This is a genomic window from Paraflavitalea sp. (assembly GCF_059502485.1).
Genome location: NZ_JCACET010000010.1, coordinates 1,554,156 through 1,578,673, shown reverse-complemented (window position 1 = coordinate 1,578,673; position 24,518 = coordinate 1,554,156). Strand labels below are relative to the sequence as shown.

At 45.8% G+C, this 24,518-nt stretch carries 19 protein-coding genes; 11 read left to right on the top strand and 8 right to left on the bottom strand.

Going from position 1 to position 24,518, the window contains the following annotated elements; translation table 11 throughout:
- Positions 1-143 precede the first annotated feature (143 nt).
- Complete coding sequence (locus AC5JBY_RS23500; protein ID WP_495907107.1) at positions 144-1,064, bottom strand: 1-aminocyclopropane-1-carboxylate deaminase/D-cysteine desulfhydrase; 921 nt, start codon at positions 1,062-1,064, stop codon at positions 144-146.
- Between the two features lie 58 nt (positions 1,065-1,122).
- On the opposite strand from AC5JBY_RS23500, the gene AC5JBY_RS23495 reads away from it, so the two are divergent.
- Positions 1,123-2,022 (top strand): nucleotidyltransferase family protein, encoded by a 900-nt coding sequence (locus AC5JBY_RS23495; protein WP_495907106.1) that lies wholly within the window; start codon positions 1,123-1,125, stop codon positions 2,020-2,022.
- Between the two features lie 86 nt (positions 2,023-2,108).
- Here the strand turns inward: AC5JBY_RS23495 and AC5JBY_RS23490 are convergent, their stop codons facing one another.
- Positions 2,109-3,221, bottom strand: coding sequence for a S1 family peptidase (locus tag AC5JBY_RS23490; protein ID WP_495907105.1), 1,113 nt, complete (start codon positions 3,219-3,221; stop codon positions 2,109-2,111).
- Positions 3,221-3,793, bottom strand: a complete 573-nt coding sequence (locus AC5JBY_RS23485; RefSeq protein ID WP_495907104.1) for an RNA polymerase sigma factor — start codon at positions 3,791-3,793, stop codon at positions 3,221-3,223. The genes AC5JBY_RS23490 and AC5JBY_RS23485 overlap by 1 nt, the downstream gene beginning before the upstream one ends.
- A gap of 212 nt (positions 3,794-4,005) precedes the next feature.
- Here AC5JBY_RS23485 and AC5JBY_RS23480 point away from each other — a divergent pair, with 212 nt between their 5' ends.
- The 6 genes from AC5JBY_RS23480 (at position 4,006) to AC5JBY_RS23455 (ending at position 12,025) form a co-directional block, all read left to right on the top strand.
- Positions 4,006-4,203 (top strand): hypothetical protein, encoded by a 198-nt coding sequence (locus AC5JBY_RS23480; RefSeq protein ID WP_495907103.1) that lies wholly within the window; start codon positions 4,006-4,008, stop codon positions 4,201-4,203.
- 645 nt (positions 4,204-4,848) lie between these two features.
- Entirely contained in the window at positions 4,849-6,207 is a 1,359-nt protein-coding gene (locus AC5JBY_RS23475) for a UDP-N-acetylmuramate--L-alanine ligase (RefSeq protein ID WP_495907102.1), read from the top strand.
- Between the two features lie 17 nt (positions 6,208-6,224).
- Positions 6,225-6,992, top strand: a complete 768-nt coding sequence (locus tag AC5JBY_RS23470) for an exonuclease domain-containing protein (protein ID WP_495907101.1) — start codon at positions 6,225-6,227, stop codon at positions 6,990-6,992.
- 77 nt (positions 6,993-7,069) lie between these two features.
- Entirely contained in the window at positions 7,070-7,867 is a 798-nt protein-coding gene (locus AC5JBY_RS23465; RefSeq protein ID WP_495907100.1) for a polyprenol monophosphomannose synthase, read from the top strand.
- 32 nt (positions 7,868-7,899) lie between these two features.
- Entirely contained in the window at positions 7,900-8,793 is an 894-nt protein-coding gene (locus AC5JBY_RS23460) for a DMT family transporter (RefSeq protein WP_495907099.1), read from the top strand.
- 160 nt (positions 8,794-8,953) lie between these two features.
- On the top strand, positions 8,954-12,025 hold the full coding sequence (locus AC5JBY_RS23455) for an alpha/beta hydrolase family protein (RefSeq protein ID WP_495907098.1): 3,072 nt from the start codon (positions 8,954-8,956) through the stop codon (positions 12,023-12,025).
- A 92-nt stretch (positions 12,026-12,117) separates the two neighbouring features.
- On the opposite strand, the gene AC5JBY_RS23450 is transcribed toward AC5JBY_RS23455, so the two are convergent.
- On the bottom strand, positions 12,118-12,834 hold the full coding sequence (locus tag AC5JBY_RS23450; protein ID WP_495907097.1) for a hypothetical protein: 717 nt from the start codon (positions 12,832-12,834) through the stop codon (positions 12,118-12,120).
- 98 nt (positions 12,835-12,932) lie between these two features.
- On the opposite strand from AC5JBY_RS23450, the gene AC5JBY_RS23445 reads away from it, so the two are divergent.
- Entirely contained in the window at positions 12,933-13,427 is a 495-nt protein-coding gene (locus tag AC5JBY_RS23445) for a SixA phosphatase family protein (RefSeq protein WP_495907096.1), read from the top strand.
- Between the two features lie 173 nt (positions 13,428-13,600).
- On the opposite strand, the gene AC5JBY_RS23440 is transcribed toward AC5JBY_RS23445, so the two are convergent.
- Both AC5JBY_RS23440 and AC5JBY_RS23435 read right to left on the bottom strand, forming a co-directional pair.
- Positions 13,601-14,968, bottom strand: coding sequence for a dihydrolipoamide acetyltransferase family protein (locus AC5JBY_RS23440; RefSeq protein ID WP_495907095.1), 1,368 nt, complete (start codon positions 14,966-14,968; stop codon positions 13,601-13,603).
- Positions 14,969-15,069: 101 nt separating this feature from the next.
- Complete coding sequence (locus tag AC5JBY_RS23435; RefSeq protein ID WP_495907094.1) at positions 15,070-16,326, bottom strand: CinA family nicotinamide mononucleotide deamidase-related protein; 1,257 nt, start codon at positions 16,324-16,326, stop codon at positions 15,070-15,072.
- A 488-nt stretch (positions 16,327-16,814) separates the two neighbouring features.
- On the opposite strand from AC5JBY_RS23435, the gene dacB reads away from it, so the two are divergent.
- Entirely contained in the window at positions 16,815-18,227 is a 1,413-nt protein-coding gene (gene dacB / locus AC5JBY_RS23430) for a D-alanyl-D-alanine carboxypeptidase/D-alanyl-D-alanine endopeptidase (protein ID WP_495907093.1), read from the top strand.
- A 279-nt stretch (positions 18,228-18,506) separates the two neighbouring features.
- Here the strand turns inward: dacB and AC5JBY_RS23425 are convergent, their stop codons facing one another.
- Positions 18,507-18,917 carry an acyl-CoA thioesterase gene (locus AC5JBY_RS23425; RefSeq protein WP_495907092.1) on the bottom strand — a complete coding sequence of 137 codons (411 nt, stop codon included), beginning with the start codon at positions 18,915-18,917 and terminating at the stop codon, positions 18,507-18,509.
- 116 nt (positions 18,918-19,033) lie between these two features.
- Positions 19,034-19,441: a DoxX family protein gene (locus tag AC5JBY_RS23420; protein WP_495907091.1), complete on the bottom strand. Its 408-nt coding sequence runs from the start codon at positions 19,439-19,441 to the stop codon at positions 19,034-19,036.
- A gap of 276 nt (positions 19,442-19,717) precedes the next feature.
- On the opposite strand from AC5JBY_RS23420, the gene AC5JBY_RS23415 reads away from it, so the two are divergent.
- Both AC5JBY_RS23415 and AC5JBY_RS23410 read left to right on the top strand, forming a co-directional pair.
- A complete protein-coding gene (locus tag AC5JBY_RS23415; RefSeq protein ID WP_495907090.1) occupies positions 19,718-22,744 on the top strand; it encodes a tetratricopeptide repeat protein in 3,027 nt (1,008 codons plus the stop codon).
- A gap of 66 nt (positions 22,745-22,810) precedes the next feature.
- Positions 22,811-24,469: a TonB-dependent receptor gene (locus tag AC5JBY_RS23410; protein ID WP_495907089.1), complete on the top strand. Its 1,659-nt coding sequence runs from the start codon at positions 22,811-22,813 to the stop codon at positions 24,467-24,469.
- Positions 24,470-24,518 lie beyond the last annotated feature (49 nt).

The window sequence follows — 24,518 nt, the reverse complement described above, 5'->3', positions numbered from 1 at the left end:
ATAACGAATTTGTCGGTGGTTCTATTTTAGTGCCGCAAAGATACGGCTGATGATGCGCTTCAGGCTTAATGGATAGCCAATTTTATACCGGTTATGGGAATTACGCTTATAAATCCTAAAATAATGCCTTTAAAGCCATTTGTTTAGAAAGACAGGGTTTCAGGCGCCAGCGACCGGTTTCCTTGTAATCCGCCGCTGTGGACGAGTAAAATCCTACTATTGGAGGGGAAATAATCCTTATGTATAAGGTTTTCAATTCCATACATTAGTTTCCCCGTGTATACAAAATCGGTTGGTAATGTATAGGTTTTGTATAATTTATTCATAAAATCGATCAGGGTATTGTTTTTACGGGCATAGCCGCCAAAGTGGTAGTCGTAAATGACCGAAAAGCGGGAGGACGCGGCATGGGCCTTTACAAAGTCCAGGATGGTGTTGTGTTGGTGGTCGGCTATTTTAAGGCTGCTGAACCCAAGAGCATGCTGGTGGGGCAAAAGGGCGTTTATAAGGCCTGTAAACATGGTTCCCGTGCCGATAGCACAGGCCACATGCGTGTAGGGTTGCAGATTGGCCAGCGACAAGATCTCTGTGGCTCCCCGTATGCCTTCAGTCCCCTGCCCACCGGCGGGTACTACGAGGTAGCCGGGATGTGCTTCCTGCATGGCTGCTATCAGGTTTTGCTCATCCTGAAAAGTAGTGCGGGATACAAACTGTAGCTGCATGCCATAAGTCTGCACTTCCAGTAGAGTAGGGGAAAGTGTTGTGGCGGATTCGCCACGCACGATGCCTATAGCGGGAATGTCTTCCAGCTTACAGGCAATGGCTGTTGCCACGAGGTGATTGGAATAAGCGCCGCCAAATGTGAGTATACCTTGCTTTTGTGCTTTGGCTTGTTGCAGGTAATACTTCAGTTTAAACCATTTGTTGCCGGAGAGGACCGGATGTATGAGGTCGAGGCGCAATACATCTGCATGAACGCCTTTGGCATGCCAGGATTCATTGGGTATAGATTGTACGATGGCCTTTGTGTAATCGACTGGCTGGTATGTATTAATAGCCGGCAAGGTTTCTTTTGATAACTTATTTTTATATTTTCGTGCCCGAAACTTTAAAAATACGATAATGCAACCAACCTTGTTGATATTAGCTGCCGGTATGGCCTCCCGCTATGGAAGTATGAAACAGATCCAATCTTTTGGGCCCGGTGGTGAAACGATCATGGATTACTCTATTTATGATGCTATCCGTGCCGGTTTTAAAAAAGTAGTATTCATCATACGGAAGGATTTTGCAGATGATTTCAAAGCGATCGTGGAGCCAAGGTTAAAAGGCCGTATCGAGATCGATTATGTGTACCAGGACCTGAAGGCTTTTACTGAAGGTTTCGATGTTGCTCCTGACCGTGCCAAGCCCTGGGGTACTGCTCATGCTGTACTCTGTGCTAAGGATACCGTTAAAGAACCGTTTGCTGTGATCAATGCTGATGACTTTTATGGTCGTGACGCATTTGAGAAGGCTTATAAATTCCTCACTACCGACGTTAGTGCCAAAGTATGGTCTATCATTGGTTATGAGCTGTTGAAAACCCTGTCGGACAATGGTACGGTAAACCGTGGTGTGTGCCAGGTTGATGCGCAGGGTAATCTTACTTCTATTGCCGAGCGTCTTAACATCGTTATGAAAGATGGAAAGATCCAGACTGATGATTCTTTTGTTCCGAAAGAATTGCCAAGGGATTCCAGCGTGTCTATGAACTTCTGGTGTTTCGATCCTGCTGTATTTGATTATTCTCTGGGTCTTTTCAAAACATTCCTGAAAGAGCAAGGCACTCAATTAAAGTCTGAGTTCTTCATTCCTATCGTAGCTGACCAATTCATCAAGGATGATGTTGGTGTGATCAAAGTGATCCCCACTTCTTCTGATTGGTTTGGCGTTACGTACAAAGAGGATGCGCCTGAAGTGAAGGCCAACCTGGAGAAGCTGGTTAATGCCGGTGAATATCCTCCTGCTTTGTGGAGCTAAGCATTGCTTATACCAACTAAGTATAAAAAGAAAAACTCCGCTGATCAATCAAGCGGAGTTTTTTTATTGTCAGAGCAAGAGTAATATTAGTAGCGTATTACCATGAACATACAGTCTTCAATTTTCTTGATCTGTTGTACACGGTCGAGACCTTTGATGGAAGAGGGCAGCAACAACTTGATGCGATCTTCGTTTGTGCTGTCTTTCCTGATCTCGTGCAGGGCGGTGAAGATGTTCTTCGTGCGGCTGGAGAATACAACGCCTTCTGCAGTGGTTTGCTTACCGCTCAGGATGCCGATCACTTCGCCGCTGTGGTTGAAGATGGGGCCACCTGAGTTACCGGGATTGGCTGAAATAGCCAACTGGTAAGTTGTAGTGTCTCCATTATAACCGGTCTTGGCGCTCAGGTATCCTTTGTTATAAACAATTTCAGAGGTAGGACGGGGAAAGCCCATCGTGAATATTTCTTCGCCCAGATCGGCTGTATTTTTTTGCAAGGCGTAGGGCAGTGATTTGACAGACTGGTAACGGTTGTCAACGATCTTCAACACTGCGATGTCTGTTTGTTTGTTAACGTACAGGGTAGAGACCTTGAAATAATCGCCTTTGATATTCTGAATATATACTGAATCTGCATCGGCTACAATGTGTGCGCTGGTTACCAGGTATCCTTTTCCATCGATGAGGAAACCGGTACCTCCGCTTTTAGGATCAGCTGCAGGACGCGAGGGGGCTGCAGGGCCAGACTTTTCTATCAGTGTTACCTTCTGGTCGGTGCGCTGCTGTTTCATTTTTACTTTGTCCAGCTCCTGGGAAAGTAAACGGATCTCGGAAACGGGTTTGGGTGTAAAGTAGTAGACCATTGCACTGATCGTAAGGGCTGTGATGCCGGCGATACAGGCTGCCACCGCTACTACGCGCTGGTATTTCTTCCACAATTGGATCACTGTGGCTTTAGGTGCTTTATCCTTAATGGAGCCGGTTTCAGCCAATTGGGTATGTACTTCGTTCAGGGTTGATTTGAACTGTTTCCAATCGCTGAAGCGGTCCATCTGCTGCAGGAACATAGTGTGTTCCACCACCAGCTGGTCTACTTCCGGGTTGGTTTTGCGCAGTTGTTCAAAGTATGCCCGTTCTTCGGCGGGCATCTCATTGGCCAGGTAGCGCTCCACGGCATCCAATATTTGCATCTCTTCCATCACAGCGTATTGTTGTTTTTATAGGCGGCGAAGAATAGCTTCTTGAGCCGCATTAAACATTTGTATTTCTGGTTCTTGGCATTGTCGGCATTCGTGTATCCAAAATGGCTCGCAATGTCAAGCATGTTCCTTTTCTGTATATAGAAGGCTTCGAGGAGGCTGCGACAGGGTTCACCGAGGTGCAACATGGCTTTTTCCATCATCTGGAACTCGGTATTCCGTTGTCCATGTGCTTCGAGTTCATCTTCCACCGGTACTGTGTCACTCAGCCCATTGATATCCGGAACGAACTTTTGCTGCTGCTGGAGCCTTTTTAGCCACAATCGCCTGCAAACTGAATATACATAGGTCTTTAACAGGCAATTGAGCTCAAAGGTTCCTGACTTCGCCTTTTCATATAACACGATCATGGCTTCCTGGAAAACGTCCCGTGCATCGTCTGCTGAGCCATTGTTGTTGATTATCAGCGTTTGCACCATATTATAGTGCTGCTTATAGATCGTTTCAATGGCTTGCCGGTCATTTTTTGCCAGTCCTTCCAATAAAGCTATTTCCCGGGGATCTGTTTTCAACTTGAACCGTATTATTAATACCCAAATTAATGAGAAGTAACCCAAATATCCTGCTAAAATGAAGGAAAAAAGGGGGGCACCGGCGCGCAAAGTACTGTGTTTCAGGGCCGGGAAAAAATATTTATAATTTTTTTAGCGAGGGGAGGTTACCTTTTTCTCTTTCCAGTATTAATCCTTAAATCATCTGTTAACAAAACAAAAAAACGGTACAAATGAAAAAGCTCCTGTTAGTTTTAGCAATTGGCGCATTCGTAGCATCTTGCAATGACGGTGGAACTGGTGAAGGAACTAAAGACACTACCACTACTCCAGCGGCTCCTGCTCCAGATTCAGTGACTACTACTCCTGATTCTCTGACTGCAAAGCCTGATTCTGCTACAGCTGCTGCTGCTGACACTCTGAAGAAATAAGTTTTTTTTCATATGGCAAGCAATCGTTAGAGGCCGTCCTGTTCACAGGATGGCTTTTTTCGTTTTCGGCAGTGTCGGCAATACCGGCAGTCGGCAGTACTGGTTGCTTGCATTTTCACGTAATAAAAAAAGGCATCACATAGTGATGCCGTCCAGAAGTTTGTCTCTTTTGTGGTCCGGGAATGGCCTTAGTAGCCTACCATTCCTCTTGTTGATTTGCAACCGCCTTTAGAAGTAGTGCAAGAAGATACAGTTACACCAAGAGCAATTACTAATGCGAGAATAGTCAAAATCCGTTTCATTTTTTGTGGTATTTAAGGTTGAGAATAAGCCTGATGAATGAACCTTAAAGGGATGTAAATACAACGATCATCAGGAAATTCAGAGGAGCGGATTAAGCTACTTCAGAGGAGTGGATGAGTACGGATTTGAATAGGATTGGAGAGGGTAGTAAGGGCTAGTCGCGTTTGATGAGTCAAAGAAACAAACTAAATCCGGTTCTTGCAAGTGTGTGGCATAAAAAAATGTGGGGGTGGACACAATAAACATACCACGAACTGGTATAAATTACTGCTACATAGATACTAAAACATGCTAATCAAGGCATAAAACGATTAAAATCTTATCTTTCGGCTTTGCAGCACTATGAAAGTACACTTTATAGCTATCGGCGGCAGTGTGATGCACCAGCTGGCCCTGGCACTCAATAGGAAAGGATATACCGTTACAGGCAGTGATGATGAAATTTTCGAACCGGCCCGTTCCAATCTCTCCAGGGAAGGGTTATTGCCGGAAACCACTGGATGGTTCCCTGAAAAGATCTCCCCGGATATCGATGCTATTATATTAGGTATGCATGCCAAGGGTGATAATCCCGAACTGGAACGCGCCAAGGCATTGGGATTAAAGATCTACTCTTTCCCAGAATATATTTACCAGGAAAGTCAGCAGAAGACAAGGGTGGTTGTTGGTGGCAGTCATGGCAAAACCACTACTACTTCCATGATCATGCACGTGTTGAAGAATGCGGGGAAGGCTTTCGATTACCTCGTAGGTGCCAGGCTCGAAGGTTTTGATCAATCGGTCAATATAACTAACGCCCCTGTCATCGTATGTGAGGGTGATGAATATCCTGCCAGTGCACTGGAGAAAAGACCCAAGTTCCATTTTTTATTTCCTCATATCGCTATCCTCACAGGTATTGCGTGGGATCATATCAATGTGTTTCCCACGTTTGATTTTTACCTGGAGCAGTTTGTCATTTTCATCAATAAAATAGAAGCGGGTGGTTTGCTTATCTATAATGAAACAGACCCTGTATTGAAGAAGCTCGTTGATGATAACAAACGAAATGATATACGTTATCAGCCTTATGGTATTCCCACTCATACCATCAAAAATGGTATAACATCCGTTAGTATCGGTCAGCATACCGGTACGTTGCAGGTGTTTGGTGATCATAATCTCATGAACTTATATGCTGCCTGGTTTGCCTGCAAGGAGCTGGGTCTCGATGAGGCGACTTTTGTCAAAGCCATTGCTTCTTTTACCGGTGCTGCCAAGCGATTGGAGCTGCTGGCCAAGAGTGAGCAGACCATCGTATACCGCGATTTTGCGCATGCTCCTTCCAAAGTAAAAGCTACTATGGAGGCGGTGAGGCAACAATATCCCCAACGTAAATTGATTGCTGTATTGGAACTACATACCTTTAGCAGCCTGAATGAACAGTTCATGAAGGAGTACAGTGGTGCTATGGATAAAGCGGATGCTGCGGTTGTTTTCTATTCGGGACATGCATTGGAATTAAAGCGCATGCCACCGCTGCCAAAAGAAAAAGTAATTGAAGGGTTTGGAAAAAAAGACCTGGCCGTTATAAATCAAAAGGAGGAACTGGTACAATGGTTGCAGTCACAGTCATACCAAAACGCCAACTTGCTTTTGATGAGCTCAGGTAACTATGATGGAATAGATATGCTTACATTTGCAAAAAAGGTGACCAATTAACCCAATATCAAAACTTGATGTTACAGTTAGCACGACCATTAGCGATCATTGACCTGGAGACCACTGGTATCAATCTTAGTACTGATCGTATCGTTGAAATTGCCATTGTGAGAATTCAACCCGACGGGACAAAGACAGTAAAGCGTAAGCTGCTGAATCCTGAGATTCCCATTTCGGTTGTTTCCAGCGATCTGCATGGCATTACCAATGAAATGGTAAAAGACGCTCCCACTTTCAAGCAGGTAGCCAACGAGATCAAACAGTTTCTGGATAATTGTGACCTGGCGGGTTACAACTCCAACCGTTTCGACATTCCCATGTTGGCGGAAGAGTTTCTGCGGGTGGGTCTCGATTTCGATTTCAAAGGCCGCCGCCTGATCGATGTACAAAAGGTGTTTCACCTCATGGAGCAGCGCACACTTAGTGCCGCTTATAAGTTCTACTGTAACAAAACCCTGGAGGGAGCCCATGGCGCCGAGGTAGATGCTACTGCTACCTGGGAAGTGCTGGAGGCGCAGGTGGTTAAGTACCCCCAGCTGGGTAATACCGTGGAAAGCATCCTGAAAGTGATCGGAGAAGATAATACGGTGGATTTTGCCCGCCGTATGGTGCTGGAAAACGGCGTGGAAGTATTCAATTTCGGTAAGCACAAGGGTAGGGCCGTGGCAGATGTTTTGAAGGCAGAACCCCAGTATTATGATTGGATGATGAAAGGAGATTTTCCTATGCATACCAAGCAGAAACTCACCGAGATATTCAATAGGACTTTGTTAAAGAAGGGCTAAAATTGGCTTGTGGGGAATTTAAGGATAACCACCCACTCAAATGCCTTAAATTTGTGAATATCATTGATTGCCTGGATTTGGAAAAAATAGTAATCATACCCACTTATAATGAGCGTGAGAACATTACGCCCATCATTGACGCAATATTTGCTTTGCGCCAGGACTTCCATATATTGGTAATCGATGATGGATCTCCTGATGGTACGGCTGATATTGTGAAAGGGCTACAAAAGCAATATACCAATCAACTGTTCCTTGAACAGCGTACCGGTAAATTAGGATTGGGTACTGCTTATATCCACGGATTCAAATGGTCGCTGGCACGCGGATACCGTTTCATCTTCGAAATGGATGCCGATTTCTCCCACAATCCCAATGATCTTCAACGTTTATATGAAGCCTGCAAAAATGGCGCTGATGTTGCCATTGGCTCACGTTATGTAGCAGGCGGCGGCACGGTGAACTGGCCACGTGACAGGGTGTTGCTTTCCAAAGGCGGCTCTCTGTACACCCGTTTGATCACCTGGATACCTGTAAAAGATACTACTGCGGGCTTTCTTTGCTATCGCGCCGAGGTATTGGACGCTATCAATCTTGATGAGATACAGTTCCTGGGTTATGCTTTCCAGATCGAAATGAAATTTGCTGCCTGGAAGCTTGGCTTCAAGATCAAAGAAGTTCCCATCATATTCCAGGACCGCAAGTTTGGTGCCTCCAAAATGCACAAGGGTATCGTGAAAGAAGGTATCCTCGGTGTGCTTAAACTTCGCTGGTACAGTCTCTTCAAAGACTACCGCAACCGCGTTAAAAATACCAACACAACGACTACGTTCCCCTACATGCAAAGAGATGACAAGAAGGTTAAAATGGGTTAAATAACTCCAGACTTTCTGGCTTATCTTGCCTCATGCGCAAAGCGTTCCTGCAATTACATGGTGCTGTTGTCCTCGCTGGTCTTACCGGTATTCTGGGCCGATTGATCGATCTCAATGAAGGCTTGCTGGTGTGGTATCGCCTGATGATCACTGCGGTTACATTATGGGTATTGTTTTTCTTCACTAAAAAGCTACAACGCACAAGTTTCCGTGAAATCCTCAAGATTGTAGGTGTGGGCGCTATTGCTGCGCTGCACTGGGTTACATTTTTTGGGAGTATAAAATATTCCAATGTATCTGTAGGTGTGGTGTGCTTTTCTGCTATTGGCTTTTTTACTGCCATCTTCGAGCCCATCATTGCGCGCAAAAAGATGAACTGGGTTGAGCTGTTACTGGGTCTGATCGCTGTTATTGGTATTTCATTGATCTTTCATTTTGATCCTCAATATAAGATAGGTATCATAGTGGGGCTTATTTCTGCCTGGCTGGGTTGCTTATTCCCGATCTTCAATCGGCAGCTGTTACAAAAGCATACTGCCGAAACGGTGACGTTGTATGAATTGAGCGGTGGCTTCCTTTTCTTATCTATTTTACTGCCTTTTTATCTGAATTATTTCCCGGCAGATCATCTGTTGCCTGGCTGGACCGATCTTATTTGGCTGCTGGTGCTGGCGTGGCTGTGTACGGTATGGGCCTTCCACCTGTCGATGAACGCGCTGAAGAAAATATCTGCTTTTACGGTGAATCTTACTTACAACCTGGAGCCGCTTTATTCTATCGTATTGGCGTTTTTATTGTTCCGGGAAGACAAACAGCTGGCAGACTCCTTCTACCTTGGTTTGCTGTTAATTGTAATATCTGTGCTGTTGCAGAACTGGTTCTTTTTCAGGGCTCATAAAAAGGCTTCCCTTGCCGCTAATGCGTAGCAACCTGCTAACTGCTGCTACCTGATAGTTTAATACTAACAACTGTTTTTACCTGCTGCTGAAGGCTGCCCATTTCTTTATGAGCGGCCACAATGCCTGATGGCAAAAAACGTCCAATATCTCTTTAGCCTAACTTTATTTTCCAAACCAAAACAAGAAAATGAGAAAATTCTTCTACCTGCTACCGGGGGTACTGTGCATCTCCCTGGCAGTAACGGCTCAGAAAAAGCCCCTCGATCACTCCGTATACGATGGCTGGCAAAGCATCGGTGAGCGGGCTATCAGCAACAATGGTAAATATGTGGTCTATGCTATTACTCCTCAAGAGGGTGATGGTACATTGGTGCTGCAGGCTGCCGATAACTCCTGGAAGAAGGAAGTTCCCCGTGGTTATGGTGCTTCTATTACAGAAGACAATCGCTTTGTTGTTTTTAAAATACGTGCTCCTTTTAAAGAAACCCGCGACGCCCGGATTAAGAAGAAAACCCCTAATGATATGCCCAAGGATAGCCTGGGTATTCTGGAGTTGGGTAAGGATGAAGTGAAGAAAATCGCCCGTGTAAAGTCATTTAAAGCTCCGGAGAAAGGAACTGGTCAGTGGATAGCCTACTTATTGGATAAGCCTGTTGTTGAAGCTACCCGTGGTGGTGGCAGGGGATTGCCTGATTCGGTAACACGCCTGAACAACATGCTGCGTATGGCCGACAGCCTTGTGCGTGTGGCCGATAGCCTCCGCAATAAAGCTAATGAAGCCAAGACGAAAGGTCTTGCCGTGTTGCAATCTGCTCCTCGTGGCGAAAGCAACACTGGCGGTGGTGGTAACGCTGGCGCTACCTCCGGTGCTGGTGGTGGCGCTGCCAGAGGTGGTGCAGCTCCTGCAGGCAGAGGCGGCGGTGGCGGTGGCCGTTTTGGTGGTGCTGCTTTTGCTGCTGCCAGCGATGGCGAAGAAGGAACTGAACTGGTATTACGCAATCTTTATACTGGTGAAGAAAGAATATTCAAGCTGGTAAGTGAATATTACTTCAGTGAACCGGGTAATACGCTCATCATCAAAATGACTAAAGCGAATGGTAATAATGCTTCCGAGCCTGCTTTGTTGTGGGCCAGCCTGCCTGGTGGCAAGGTAGACACGGTGATGACGAAATTCAATGATATCAGGAGTGTTTCACTTGACGAACAAGGTGGTCAACTCGTGTTTGTTGCAGAACGCGACAGTGTTGCCAAGGCGTTGCAAAAGTTTTATAAAGTGTGGTATTACAAACCTGGCATGGACAGTGCCAAAATGCAGGTAGACCGTTCTACTGCCGGTGTGAAAAAAGGTCTTAGCGTTAGTGAGAATTATATCCTCACCTTCAGCAAGGATGGAAAGAAATTATTCTTTGGATTGGCTTCTATCAAGCGACCAAAGGATACTACGCTGGTTGATTTTGAAACTGCCCGCCTGGATGTATGGCACTACAATGACGACTACCTGCAACCACAACAATTGGTGCAGTTGAACAATGATCTTCGCAGGAGTTATACTTCTGTGCTCAATATTGGTTCTGGTAAAGTAGTACAATTAGGTTCTGATACTACTGAAAATATTCAACTGGTGGATGAAGGTAATGCCGATTATGTACTGGCTATTTCCAGCAAAGGCAACCGTGTAGAGGCTCAATGGCAGGGTTTTGCCCGTCAAAAGGCTTATATCGTTTCTACTACTGATGGCTCTGCTAAATTCGTAAAGGATAAACAAAGAGGGTTTTATACTATTTCTCCCAAAGGAAACTTTGTTATCTGGTATGATATGACCACCAAAAACTATTTTACTTACCAGGTAAGTACTGGTACTGTGAGGAATATCACTCAGAAGATCACTGATCATTTGTATGATGATGAAGATGATCATCCGGACGATCCTTCTTCTTTTGGTACTGCAGGCTGGCTGGATGATGATGCGGCTGTGTTGATCAACGATCGTTATGATATCTGGCAGGTTGATCCTACCGGTGTGAAAGCGCCCATTAATGTGACCGGTGGTTATGGTAAGAAAAACAAGATCGTGTTGCGTTATGTGCGTACTGATCGTGATAAGCGTACTATTGCTCCGGGTGAGCAAATTCTGCTGAACGCTTTCAATCGCGTTAATAAATATGATGGCTACTTTACCAAGAAAATAGACGTAGCTGGTGATCCCGTACAAATGAGCATGGAGCCTTATTCTCATGTAAACCCCACAAAGGCCAAACAGGCAGAAGTATATATCGTAGGACGTATGAATGTTCAGGAAGCTGCCAACGTATATTCTACTGCCGATTTCAAAAACTTCACGCGTTTAAGTGAGATCAACCCACAACAAAAGGAATACAACTGGCTAACTTCCGAGCTGGTGAAGTGGAAGATGTTTGATGGCAAAGAAGCGGAGGGTTTGTTGTTCAAACCAGAAAACTTCGATCCCAAGAAGAAGTATCCTGTGATCTTCTACTTCTATGAAAAGGATGCCGATGATCTGTACAACTACCGGGCTCCTGCACCCAGTGCGTCTACTGTCAACATCGCTTACTTTGTAAGTAATGGTTATTTAGTATTCGATCCCAATATTTACTATAAGAATGGTGAGCCTGGTGAAAGTGCTTATAACTCTGTAGTATCTGCTGCTAAGCATATGGCAAAGCAACCGTGGGTTGATTCTACCAAAATGGCGATCCAGGGTCAAAGCTGGGGTGGCTACCAGGTGGCTTACCTCGTGACCCGTACTAAAATGTTTGCTGCAGCCGGCGCCGGCGCACCTGTGGCCAATATGACCAGTGCTTATGGTGGTATCCGCTGGGGCACGGGGCTTAACCGTCAGTTCCAGTATGAGCACTCTCAAAGCCGTATTGGCGCTACGCTCTGGCAAAAGCCAGACCTGTACCTGAAGAACTCTCCGCTCTTCAAGGCTGATAAGGTGGCTACGCCTTTGCTCATCATGCACAATGATGCCGATGGTGCTGTGCCCTGGTATCAGGGTATTGAGTATTTCACTGCTTTGCGCCGTCTTGGTAAAAAGGTGTGGATGCTGCAATACAACGGTGAAGATCACAACCTCGTAGAAAGAAGGAACCGTAAGGACCTGAGCATTCGGCTGGCGCAGTTCTTTGATCATTACCTGAAAGGAGCGCCTGCTGCTAAATGGATCGCTGAGGGTGTGCCTGCTACTGATAAGGGCGTTGATTGGGGCACTGAGATTGTAGAGAAGAAGGCGTTTTAAGGAAGTTGAAAAGTTAATTGGTTAATAAGTTGAAAGGGAAACATCTCAATGATGTTTCCCTTTTCTATTTGTAAATGTTTTTGCTTGAATGCTTAAGCGGCGGTGGAGATATATCTTACCAGGCTGCGCTTGGCGATGGGTAAGAGGGTTTCATCTACCGGGAAGGTGAGTTCCGTTTCAATCGAGTACACTGCCGGGTTGGGCAGGTCTCTTTTCTTACGTATCAGTTCGGCTTTGATGTTTTCGTAAGTGTTTACTGTATTTCTTTCCCACCTGTCTATATACTCGGTTTTGATGGCCCTGTATTTTTCATCGTGCTTTTCAAAAAAGCTCAGGCGGTATTGATATACGCGGGTGTTGCGGTGAGTACCTTCACTCAGGAAGAAATAGCCTTCCCGCACATCTAACGGTATAAGCCCAACCGGGAATATGATAAGCTTGTTTTCTACGAACTCATATATCTCTGTTCCATTACTAATGGCTTTTTTGATCTTGTTGGTAGCGTAGTTGATAATGTCTTCCAGCTCCTGCATCATCTCATCGTCTTCAATGATCTGTTCGTATAGCAGTTGCAGTTTTTCCATTTGTACGCCGGTCAGTGTTTTGGGAAACTGCTCTTGCAGGTACTTCTTGTTTTCGCGGAAGGCCACCAGGTTGTTGTAGTGGAAGATCACGTCTGCCAGCTGTGGGTAGAGCTTATTGGAGTCGAAGTAGCGGTTTACTTCCTGGAGATAGGCCAGCAGGGTATACTTTTTCAATTCAAAGTCAATATAACCATCGGCAAACCAGGTGTCTGAAAGTGTTTTCATCTGGTAATTTTGTGTTTTAGGCGGTTAATTGAATTTACGAAATTTTGACCGTTGTTGCAAAATGACGTTTAACTTTAAAGTGTTAAAACTACTGCTTTATGAAGTCCATGCTATCTGTCTTAGCCTTGCTCTTATTGCTAACGTCTTGCAGCCATACTTATTATGTGGTGCGCCATGCTGAAAAGGGAACTACGCCGGCCAACGACCCGCCGCTGACAGCGGCTGGCGAACAGCGTGCCCAGGCGCTAAAAGACTCTTTGGCGACTAAAAACATCGCCTATATCTTCTCTACCAATACTGTTCGCACTAAAAGCACGGCAGAGCCGCTGCGCAACCTGCTGTCGCTGACTACCCAAATCTATGGCCCTATGCCCGACTCTGCGTTTATAGCCAAACTGAAGGGTTTAAAGCGTAGTACGCTGATCGTGGGGCACAGCAATACCGTAGACAATATTGTGAACGGGCTTACCAACAACAATACGATAGCTGCCGACCTGCCTGAAACCGAGTTCAATAACCTTTTTGTGATAAAGTATAAACGTTTCCTGGGAACACGGATCACATTCAGGCACCTGCATTATGGCGCCAATTAAGAAGGACCAATGTCGTTAATGTAAGGTGAGTCTCCCTGCCGCCCGGCGTAGCAGCGCCGCAGGGAGGCCTACCTTTACCTCGCCGTTTTGAGAAAGCGACCCACCCGTAGCGTTTAATAAAAAAGCCCGGGCTTTAGCCCAGGCTTGCTTAAAAATAGCCAGCAACACAACACTTAGATTTCCCGATCGGGATTAAAATGTTCCAATTCTTTGGCAACGGCGTTGAGGAAGGTAGCTCCCAGTGCGCCGTCTATAATGCGGTGATCGTATGACATCGACAGGTACATCATGTGGCGGATCGCGATTGAATCGCCTTGCTCTGTTTCTATCACCACAGGTCTTTTCTTGATAGCTCCCACGGCCAGGATCGCTACCTGCGGCTGGTTGATGATGGGGGTGCCCATCAGGCTACCAAACGTACCCACGTTGGTGAGGGTAAAGGTGCCGCCCGCAGTATCATCTGGTTTCAGCTTCGCATTCCGTGCATTATTGGCCAGGGTGTTTACCTGTTTGGTAAGCCCTACCAGGTTTAGCTGGTCTGCATTCTTGATCACCGGAACGATCAGGTTGCCGGAGGGCAGGGCTGCAGCCATCCCGATATTGATATCACGTTTGAGAATGATCTTATCTCCATCCACACTGCTGTTGAGCCAGGGGTACTTCTTGATGCAACGTACCACTGCTTCGATGAACAGGGGCGTGAAGGTAAGTTTTTCTCCTTCGCGTTTTTCGAATTCTTTCTTTACACGTTCGCGCCACAATACCATGTTGGTAACATCAGCTTCTGTGAAGCTGGTAACGTGTGCGCTTGTATGGGTGCTGTGGACCATGTGGTTGGCAATTGCCTTCCGCATACGGTCCATTTCGATGATCTCAACATTGCCTGTATAAGAAGCAGGGAGTTGTGAGGAGGTAACAGCTTGTGGCTTTTGTTCCTGTGCAGGGATAACGTGTGCCTGACTCGCTGGTTTCTGCTCGTAGCTTGTAGCTCGTGGCTCGTGGCTTGTAGCTTCGTACACAGGAGCTTTTCCTGCTTTCTTTGCTTCTACATATTGTAAAATATCTTTCTTCGTAACGCGACCTTCATTGCCAGTGCCCGGTATCTTTTCCAGCTCGGTCATGCTTACGCCTTCACCGGCTGCGATATTCAGTACCAGGGGAGAGTAGAACCGTCCGGCATTGCCGTTTACGACAGCTGGCTGGTTGATGGTGGTTGATTGCCAACTTCCGGTTGCCGGCGACTGGTGGCTCGTAACTGGTTGTTGTGGCTTTTGTGCAGGGGTCGTGGCAGGTTCTGCTGCTCCTGTACGTATGCGCGCAATGACAGTACCGATAGGCACTACATCATTTACATTGAATAATATCTCGTCTATAACGCCTTCGGCTGTTGAGGGCACTTCACTATCCACCTTATCCGTGGCTATTTCCAGCACGGTTTCATCCATCTTCACGGTATCGCCGGGTTGTTTGTGCCACTTTAAAACGGTGGCTTCCATAATACTTTCGCCCAGCTTAGGCATCACCAGGTCAACAACTGCCATAATGAGATTCTGGTTTTTTGGTTTTTAGTGATTGGTTCTGGCGCAAGGGGTCTTGCGTTTCAAAGCGTCAAAGGTAAGGGTTTTGCTAACAATCGTTCGCATTACCCTTGTTCTGCAATAAATTTTCTCAACAGGTTGAGGCTGTTGTTTGCAGTCATCTCGATATTCCGCATCCTGTCGAACCGGAAATTGAACAACTGTGTCACAATCTTCTCCCGGTTGCCGACTGCCACCCATACCATGCCCACCGGTTTTTCGGCGGTGCCTCCATCCGGTCCCATAATGCCGGAAGTGGCCAGCGCATAGTCGGTATTGAGGGTCACCAGTGCGCCCTGCACCATTTGCCGCACGGTTTCTTCGCTCACGGCACCTGTTGCTTGTAATGTCTGGGGCGACACTTTCAGCACGTTTTCTTTCACTTCATTGGCGTAAGATACTATACTGCCTTTATAATATGCACTGGAGCCTGGCACTGATGTGATGATGTGGGCAATATACCCGCCTGTGCAGCTTTCGGCCGTGCACATTGTTTTGCCCTGTTCTTTCAGCAGCTTGCCCACCACCATGTTGAGTGGCAGGTCCTCGTCGATCACCATCCAATGCTTTACGAGGATTTTTAATTTATCGAATTCGGTATCTAATGCTGCATCGAGTTGGGCTTTGTCTGTTCCCGAGCCTGTGATGCGCAGGCGCACCATGCCATAATTGGGCAGGTAAGCCAGTTTAAAGTGGGCAGGAAGTGCTTCTTCCCAACTTTGTATATGGTCTGCGATATAGCTTTCTCCCACGCCGGCTGTCAGCAATGTACGGTGAGAAATAAAGGGCATCGTAAAGCGCTGCTGTAATCTTGGCAACACCTCAGTTGTCATCAGGCCCTTCATTTCATGGGGTACGCCGGGAAGGGAAACAAATACTTTTCCATCTTTCTCGAACCACATGCCGGGTGCCGAGCCGCGGGCATTGTGCAACACCATGCATACATCGGGCACTTCTGCCTGCTTCATGTTGCGATCAGTAATGGGCCGGCGATATACCTGTTCAAACAGATATTTTACATGAGCCAGCACATTTTCATCTACCACCATTTTGCCGCCGAAATAGTTGTTGAGTACCGGCTTGGTGATATCATCGGCCGTGGGGCCGAGGCCACCAGTGATCAGGATGATCTGTGTGTCGCGGCTTTGATCGTCGAGGGCATTGATGATCTCCTGTTTATTATCACCCACTGCCACCCGGCGCTTCAACCAAATGCCTGCTTTATTCAACTCCTGCGCCATCCAGGCACTGTTGGTGTCTACTACCTGTCCTATCAATAGTTCATCGCCAATGGTAATGATCGATGCTAAAACCTGTTCCATATCTTCTGAATTGGGGAACAAAGGTAGGGGAGAAGTTGATAGGGTGATAAGTTGAAAAGTTGACACGAAACGCCCTACTGTTTTTGGTAAAAACTGCACTTTTTGGTCAACTCCACTATTTGAATACACTATCCATACTTCTGACATACCGTTGACATACTTCTGTTATACTCCAGCCCTACAGCAGGCCCTTCGATTTTGCTTTTGAAATCTTCCTTTCTGTCATTGTTGCTGTCCAGTTGTCATCAATCGTGAAGCTAATCAAATGTAGTGCTAACAATCGATGGGCAAAACTGCGGATTGAGCGAAACCCTTCCAAGTAGGACAAATCAGTTCAAACAAGGAGAATCGGGGATTTTCAGAACAACGCTGTCTGGCCGCTTGAGCGGCCTGACTATACTTTTAGGACAAGGTAAACTGTGTGGCACTGCTCATTGTTTGTTGACAACTTTTGCTTAGGTTGGTGTTACTTAATCTGAATGCAAGTTATGAGGTCTATTTTCTTTCTTTTTGCCTGTTTGTTTTGTTCGCTAATAATGGTGGCGCAATCGCTTCCGCAAAAACTGGTAACGGCTGTGCAGCAATTTGAAGCCGATGCACAAATGAAATACGCCATCTTTAGTTTGTATGTGGCGGATGCTAAAACAGGTACGTTGGTATACGAACATAACAGCAATGTGGGTCTCGCGCCCGCCAGTACGCAAAAGCTTTTTACCAGTGCTGCTGCTTTTGAATTGCTGGGAAAGGGATTCCGGTATAAGACGGATATCGGATACAATGGCAAGATAGAGAAGGATGTATTGACCGGCGACCTGCATATCAATGGCAGCGGTGATCCTACGCTTGGTAGCTGGCGATGGAAGGACACAAAGCCTGATTCTGTACTTAACAGGATCGCGGCTATTCTTAAATCTAAAAAGATCAGTAAGATCGATGGCCGGATATTGTTGAATGATGCTGTTTTTTCCATTCAACCTATTCCGGGTGGCTGGATATGGGATGATATTGGCAATTACTATGGCGCCGGTTGTTGGGGCATCAACTGGCGGGAAAATCAATATGATCTGTTGCTCAAGCCGGGCAAGACAGAGGGTGAGTTGACTTCCATAGCTGGCACCAATCCCGACTTTCAGTCTGAAGGGCTTATGAACCTGATCACTACCGGCAAAAAGGGTAGCGGCGATAACGGTTACATTTATATGCCTGCTTACGCCACATTTGGTTTTACCCAGGGAACTGTGCCATTGGGTGATACTTTTAAAATATCGGGTGCGCTTACTAATCCTCCTGCGCAGTTTTCAAGAGAATTGGAGATGGCACTGCTTAAGCAAAAGATCAAACCTGATGGTCCTTCTAAAATATACATCGAGAAAACGGCGAATAAAAGAAGCTGGCCAGTTATGCAGGAATCGCTTGGTGAATTGCTGTCTCCTCCGCTTGACAGTATCAATTACTGGTTCTTGCGTCGGAGCATCAACTTGTATGGTGAAGCGCTGTTGAAGACATTGGCAGCTCAAAAAGGAGAAAAGGGAGCTACAACTGAACAAGGTGTTGAGTTGGTTCGTAATTTCTGGCAGCAACAGGGCATCGATAAAGCGGCTATTCATATTATGGATGGCAGTGGTTTATCGCCACAAAATCGCGTTACCACGCGCTCTTTGGTACAGGTATTACAATATGCAAAAACGCGACCCTGGTATTCGTCTTTCTACAACTGCCTGCCCGAATACAATGGTATGAAAATGAAAAGTGGTTCTGTTGGTGGCGCGCGTGCTTTTGCTGGTTATCATACTGGTAAGGATGGAAAGGAATATGTCTACGCTATTATCGTCAACAACTACGATGGCTCTGCTGGTGAAGCAGTGAGGAAGATGTATAAAGTGTTAGATGTGTTGAAGTAGGGCCAGTGGCTGGTATAAAAGAGAAAAACATCCGCTGGGGATGTTTTTCAAAGGACTTCTGGACGGGAAATAAACGGTTTTCCTTCATTGGATCTGGACTGGTTTTTCTCGGACTGGGTCTGCTGGCTTTTTAAGGATATTGGTGCTTAGTTTTTCAGCGACATTGGACTACTTGGTTTTTCCTGGATTGGTGACACAAAGAAATGGCTTTTAACCGCTTTTGCTAACTTTCAGTGGTTAAGGAATCATTAAGGAAACATTAACAAGGGTGGGTCAAATTCAGGCAAAATAGGCCGCCAGGGCCTCTTTCAGGTCGGCAGGCATGGCTGCTTTAGCCTTCGTTTTGATATCCAGAAAGAACAACACGACCTTGCCGGTGGTCAGCAGCTTTTTCTGCTCATTGTATACTTCGTGATGAAACTCTATGCGGTGATCGGTGGGCAATTCCCGTAATGTGGTTTTAACAGTGATAAGGTCATCATAATGTGCCGGGCGCAGGTACCTGCATTGCATTTCTACCACTGGCATCATCACGCCATTTTGTTCCATGTCTTTATAGGTAAACCCGAGTTGCCGGATTGATTCCGCACGGCCTACTTCAAAGTATTGTGCATAATTACCATAATAGACCACATCCATCTGATCGGTCTCTGCGTATCGTACGCGTATGTTGGTTTCCGCTATAAACATCTTGAATGTTGAGTCGTTATTGACAAAGGAGACACCTTTTGAAAAGGTATCTCCTTTGTATAGTGATGAACTCTATTATTATTGCTAATAGCTAAGGACTAAAAGCTAACAGCTTTTTATTTACCCATAGCGCCATCAACACTGGCTTTACCGGGGCCGATGATGAGGATCACAATAAAGCCGAACATGAACAGCGCAGCATGTTCTCCTTCACCAAATATGTCGAGGTTATGTCCTTTCCACAAGGCAACAAACATGGCGATGGCGGGTGGTATGGCTGCGAGCCTTGTTGCCAACCCCAATACCACAAAGAGGGCGCAAAATAACTCCGCAAAAACGGTCAGACCGAGTGATGCTGTATTTCCGATGCCCATAAAGTTGATGAACTTTCCTTTGTATTGGGCAAAGTGTACCAATTTATCGTAGCCATGTGGCAACAATAGTCCGCCCATGGCGAGGCGAAGCACCAGGGCACCAAAATTGAAGGCACCGGCGGTGTAGTTAGTGGATAGTAGTTTACTCATCAGGAGGATGTTTTTTCAAAAGTAATGGTTTTGTTTTTGCAATTCATAATCAAAAAGAATTGTTAATCCTTGCACTTATCCACAGTGTTAGGAACGATCTTTGGTCGTACATAAAATAATTAGAAACTTTACCACGTTAAAAACCCAGCAGGGGCGCCAACTGAAATGCAATACGAATGTCGAACTGGAAGTAAGAATTCAATCACTAAAATCCGATTCGTTGTTCGTAATTTTTTTTGCTCCCCATCCAAAAAGTACTGAATAAAAAAGCAGGGAATGAAAAAAACGACAGCTATCATTGCTCTTCTTGGTTTTTCCCAATTTTCTATTGCGCAGCAAACCCGTTTTCTTAACGATCCCCAGGCGTCTTATAAGCAGGCGAAGGAATACTTTCAGCGTGAACAGTATAGCCTGGCTTATCCGCTACTCAAAGACCTGCAGTTAAAGCAGCGTGAGACTGATATCATCAACCAGGCCATTCCTTACCAGGAGGTAAAATACTATACTGTTGTATGTGCGCTCAAGCAAAATGAGAAAGGGGCCGTTGCGAAGGCAAAGGATTTCATCGATCTCGAGGATAACGATGTTCGTACACAGATGATGGGTTATCACCTGGCTGAATATCATTTCCGGGAGCAGAATTATACGGAAGCGATCCCTTTATACGAAAAGGTAGATATCTCCAATCTTACCAACCGGGAGATCGCGGATATGAAGTTTCACCTGGGGTATTCTTATTTTACCAATAAGCAGTTTGCCCAGGCCAAACCGATGTTCGATGCCATCCGGCAAATGAAGAACGATCCGAACTACATCGATGCCAATTACTACTATGGTTTTATATCGTTCTACGATAAGAAATACAATGATGCGCTGGCCGCATTCAGGGTAGTAGAGGATCATGAGAACTATGGGAAGGTGGTTCCTTACTATGTAGCCAATATTTATTATGCGCTGGGGCAAAAAGATAAGGCGCTGGAATATGCAGAAAGCAAGCTGAAACGCGGCAATCTGCATTATGATCTTGAAATGCGCCAGATCGTAGGTCATGCTTATTTTGAAAAGCAGCAGTACGACAAGGCGTTGCCTTACCTGGAAACTTATGTCAACAAATCTGACAAGGTGCGCCGGGAAGATGTATATGAACTTTCTTATAGTTATTATAAAGCCAATAACTGGCACAAGGCTATTGAGGGATTCAGGCAGATCAGCGGTAAGGATGATTCACTGGCACAGAATGCGATGTACCTGCTGGGCGATGCTTACCTGAAAACGAATCAGAAAGCCAATGCCCGGAATGCCTTCCTGATCGGTGCTGCCAATAACAGCAACGCCAAACAAAAGGAGATATCGATGTACAACTATGCCAAGCTGTCTTACGAACTTGGCTACCAGGATGTGGCACTGACCGAACTGCAAAAGTTCACGCAGGCTTATCCGCAATCTGAATACAACAATGAAGCGCGCGAGCTGATGGTGAGCGTGCTGGCCAATACCAACAATTACAAGGATGCGCTGAGCTTGCTCGAAGGAGTGAAATCGCCTTCGCCCAATGCCCGCCGTCTTTATCCCAAGATATTGTATGGCCGTGCTACCGAGCTGGCCAATGATGGTATGCTGGTTTCGGCCATGGAGTTGCTTACCCGTGCCGAGATAGATCCCAACAATACTTCGGTATTGCCTTTTGTGCAGTTCTGGAAAGGGGAGATCTCTTACCGTCTTAACAAATTGGATGATGCGATCCGGTATTACTTCGACTACCTGAAAAATCCAGTGGTAAATGGTGAGGTGAATCCGATAAATGCGAAATACAATCTTGGTTATAGCTTCCTGAAAAAGGAGAACTACAAACAGGCGCAGGGATTTTTTGAGCAGGTAGCTTCTGCTTCTCCCAAGATCAATGCTGCCGCCATCGAGCAGGATGCTTATGTACGTATTGCAGATTGTTATTACATGAACCGCGATTACAAGAAAGCGGAAGCCATGTATAATAAGGTGCTCGATTATTCCTGGCCATCCAGCGATTACGCTACTTTCCAAAAGGCCATGATCGCCGGTGTTAACAATGGCAAGGAGAAGATCAACTTGCTTTCTTCTATCAGCCGTAAGTATCCCACCTCAAGTCTCGTAGCTGATGCCAATATGGAAGTGGCGGTTACTTTGCTGGCCAATGAGCAATTCAGAGAGGCTATTCCTTATCTCAAAAATGTAGTGAGCGATCCCAACTCTTCGCTGAAGCCCAAGGCGCATCTGAAAATGGGTATTGCTTATTATAACCTGGACAATAATACGGAGGCGTTAAATCAATATACTACCATCCTGAAGCAGTTCCCCAACTCGCCAGAGGCTGATGCCGCATTGGAGAATGCCCGTATCATTTACATCGAGCAGGGTAAAACCAGCGAGTACGTAAACTTTGCGCGCACCATGGGTAAAGAGGTTACCAGTACACAGGAAGATGAGCTGGCTTACCAGGAAGCGGAAGTGCAATTCAACAATGGCAACTTCCCGGCTGCTGCCAAAAAGTTTGAAGATTACCTCGCTAAATTCCCTGAAGGAAAAAACTCGCTGGAAGCTTTATATTATAAGAGTGAGATCTATTTCAACCAAAAGGATTGGGCAAAGGCTGCTGCCGGTTATGAAATGCTGGCCGACAGGGTGCCGCATAAGTTTGGTGAGAAATCACTGGTTAATGCTGCCCGCCTTAACTTCTTCGACCTGAAGGATTATGCGAAGGCTGAAAAATACTTTATCAAGCTGAAAGATTTTGCTTCTTCCCAGGAAAACAAGCTGGAAGGTATGCGCGGTTTATTGCGCAGCCAGTACCAATTGCAAAAATGGGATGATGCTGTGACCAATGCACGCGACCTGCTCAATCAGAAGGGGATAGGTACGGATGATAAAGTGTTGGCTAACCTGGCTATTGCCAAGTCTCACCAGAATGCAAAAGAATACGATAAGGCCATCACTGCCTATCGTTCTGTAGTATCGCTCAGCAAATCGGCTTATGGCGCTGAAGCGCGATATGAGATTGCCAATAGTTTCCTGGCGCAAAACAGGATGAGTGATGCTGAGAAAGCGGCTTTCGAGGTGATCAATAAGGCTGGTTCTTATGAAAACTGGGTGACAAAGGCTTATATCCTGCTGGGTGATGTTTACTTCAAACAACAGGACTACTTCAATGCAAAAGCCACTTATCAGAGTGTGGTAGATAATGCCAAGATCGAAGAACTGAGGCAGGAAGCTGAACGGAAGCTGAAGGAAACGGCTGATGCAGAGAAGAAGAATAGTAAGGTAGAATAGGAAACGAGGCAGCAAGGCATTATGGCAACGAGTAAAACAATTAACAAGAATCGAATCAACTTGCAGATGAATAATAGATCACTTTTTAAGGTAGTAGCGATCGGTGCCTGTTTTATAGGAGCCGGTATAGCCTCTATGGCGCAGGATACTACCAGGCGTAAAACGATCGACATTACTTCTACTTTCAAGCCGGTATTGCGTGATGCTGCCAAGATCAACTTCAATGCGGCGCCCCCGCTGGTGGATACTTCGCGGCCCATGCTCAAATACAATATTCCTGTTCAAAACCTGTATTTCACGTATCAGCCTGCAGAGTTGAAGCCAGTGGCCTTGTCTATGGACTCGCTCACCGGCTGGCAATACAGCAATTTCATCAAAGTGGGCATTGGCAATGTGCACCAGCCTTATGTAAAAGCGGGTTTCAGCTTTGGTGATAATAAGAACAGCTTCTTCAATGTATTTGCCAATTATTATAACTCTAAAGGAGATAAGGAATTTCAAAAGAACAGCCTTGCCAGTGTAGGTGCGGCGGGTACTTATAAAACATCGCAGAACCTGGAGTGGAATGGTTCTATTGGTTTTAGTAGTGATGATTATTATTTGTATGGGTTCCGTCCTGAAACGCTTGTCTTTACCAAGAAAGACCTGCGTCAACGTTTTCAGACTATTGAAGCCAAGGTTCATTTCCGCAACCTGGAGCCAACAGAGTTTGGCCTCAACTATCATCCAAGTTTACGGATCAGTGTTTTTGGCGATAACCACGATATCAAAGGACGTGAGGCTAATACCGTGTTGAACCTGCCGTTGGAAAAGACTTTCGGCGATGAGTTTGCTTTTAAGCTGGGTGTTACTGCCGACCTTACCAACTACCGGATAGACAATGGCAGCAGTAAGTTTACTGATAATAATAACCTGTACCAGGTAGCAGCTGCCTTGCAGTATAAAACGGCTAACCTTTATATCCATGGTGGCGTGATCCCTTCCTGGCAGAACGATCGTTTCAACCTGTTGCCTAATATCATGGCCGATATCACGACCAATGATAAGCAATTGACCTTGCAACTGGGCTGGATCGGTCATTACCTTAAAGGTTCTTATCAGCGATTTGCTGCTATCAATCCCTGGATAGCACAGCCTGATTCATTGATGAACACGCGTGTACAGGAATTGTATGCTGGGTTCAAGGGTTCTGTGGCCGGGCATTTCTCTTACTCAGCTAAGCTGGGCTTGCAGAAGTTTACCGACATGGCACTGTTCGTGAACGATACTACAGATGGCAAGACTTTTAAAACGATCTACGACCCGCAGATCAATGCCGTAAACCTGCACACGGAAATAGGATATAGTATTGGTGAGAAATTCAATGCAACGGCGGCTGTCAATTACAATTGGTTTACCAAGGTTACGCGTGAAAATAAAGCCTGGGGCCTGATCCCCATCGAGCTCAACCTTGGGTTGCGCTGGCAGATCATGAAAGACCTGTGGTTCAATACTGACCTGTGGGCCTGGGACGGTCCTCGCTACCGCTTCAAGAACGGCGACGATGGTAAAAATGATCCTGCCTTCGACCTCAATGCCGGCGCCGAGTTTCGCATAACAAAGAATTTCAACCTGTGGCTCCAGATGAACAATATCTTCAACAGCAAATACGAGCGCTGGAACCAGTACCAGGTATTTGGATTCAATATATTAGGTGGTATAACCTATTCTTTCAATACCAAATAGTTACAGGTTTCAGGATACAGGTTGCATGGCTGTTGGTTTATGCAGTGAT

What these genes read in the sequence shown, in the direction of transcription:
- AC5JBY_RS23445 (WP_495907096.1), top strand. Translation starts at nt 12,933, where the DNA reads ATGAAGTCCATGCTATCTGTCTTAGCCTTGCTCTTATTGCTAACGTCT.
- AC5JBY_RS23475 (WP_495907102.1), top strand. Translation starts at nt 4,849, where the DNA reads ATGAAAGTACACTTTATAGCTATCGGCGGCAGTGTGATGCACCAGCTG.
- AC5JBY_RS23480 (WP_495907103.1), top strand. Translation starts at nt 4,006, where the DNA reads ATGAAAAAGCTCCTGTTAGTTTTAGCAATTGGCGCATTCGTAGCATCT.
- AC5JBY_RS23455 (WP_495907098.1), top strand. Translation starts at nt 8,954, where the DNA reads ATGAGAAAATTCTTCTACCTGCTACCGGGGGTACTGTGCATCTCCCTG.
- AC5JBY_RS23415 (WP_495907090.1), top strand. Translation starts at nt 19,718, where the DNA reads ATGAAAAAAACGACAGCTATCATTGCTCTTCTTGGTTTTTCCCAATTT.
- AC5JBY_RS23425 (WP_495907092.1), bottom strand. Translation starts at nt 18,917, where the DNA reads ATGTTTATAGCGGAAACCAACATACGCGTACGATACGCAGAGACCGAT.
- AC5JBY_RS23460 (WP_495907099.1), top strand. Translation starts at nt 7,900, where the DNA reads ATGCGCAAAGCGTTCCTGCAATTACATGGTGCTGTTGTCCTCGCTGGT.
- AC5JBY_RS23470 (WP_495907101.1), top strand. Translation starts at nt 6,225, where the DNA reads ATGTTACAGTTAGCACGACCATTAGCGATCATTGACCTGGAGACCACT.
- AC5JBY_RS23490 (WP_495907105.1), bottom strand. Translation starts at nt 3,221, where the DNA reads ATGGAAGAGATGCAAATATTGGATGCCGTGGAGCGCTACCTGGCCAAT.
- AC5JBY_RS23420 (WP_495907091.1), bottom strand. Translation starts at nt 19,441, where the DNA reads ATGAGTAAACTACTATCCACTAACTACACCGCCGGTGCCTTCAATTTT.
- dacB (WP_495907093.1), top strand. Translation starts at nt 16,815, where the DNA reads ATGAGGTCTATTTTCTTTCTTTTTGCCTGTTTGTTTTGTTCGCTAATA.
- AC5JBY_RS23435 (WP_495907094.1), bottom strand. Translation starts at nt 16,326, where the DNA reads ATGGAACAGGTTTTAGCATCGATCATTACCATTGGCGATGAACTATTG.
- AC5JBY_RS23450 (WP_495907097.1), bottom strand. Translation starts at nt 12,834, where the DNA reads ATGAAAACACTTTCAGACACCTGGTTTGCCGATGGTTATATTGACTTT.
- AC5JBY_RS23410 (WP_495907089.1), top strand. Translation starts at nt 22,811, where the DNA reads ATGAATAATAGATCACTTTTTAAGGTAGTAGCGATCGGTGCCTGTTTT.
- AC5JBY_RS23440 (WP_495907095.1), bottom strand. Translation starts at nt 14,968, where the DNA reads ATGGCAGTTGTTGACCTGGTGATGCCTAAGCTGGGCGAAAGTATTATG.
- AC5JBY_RS23495 (WP_495907106.1), top strand. Translation starts at nt 1,123, where the DNA reads ATGCAACCAACCTTGTTGATATTAGCTGCCGGTATGGCCTCCCGCTAT.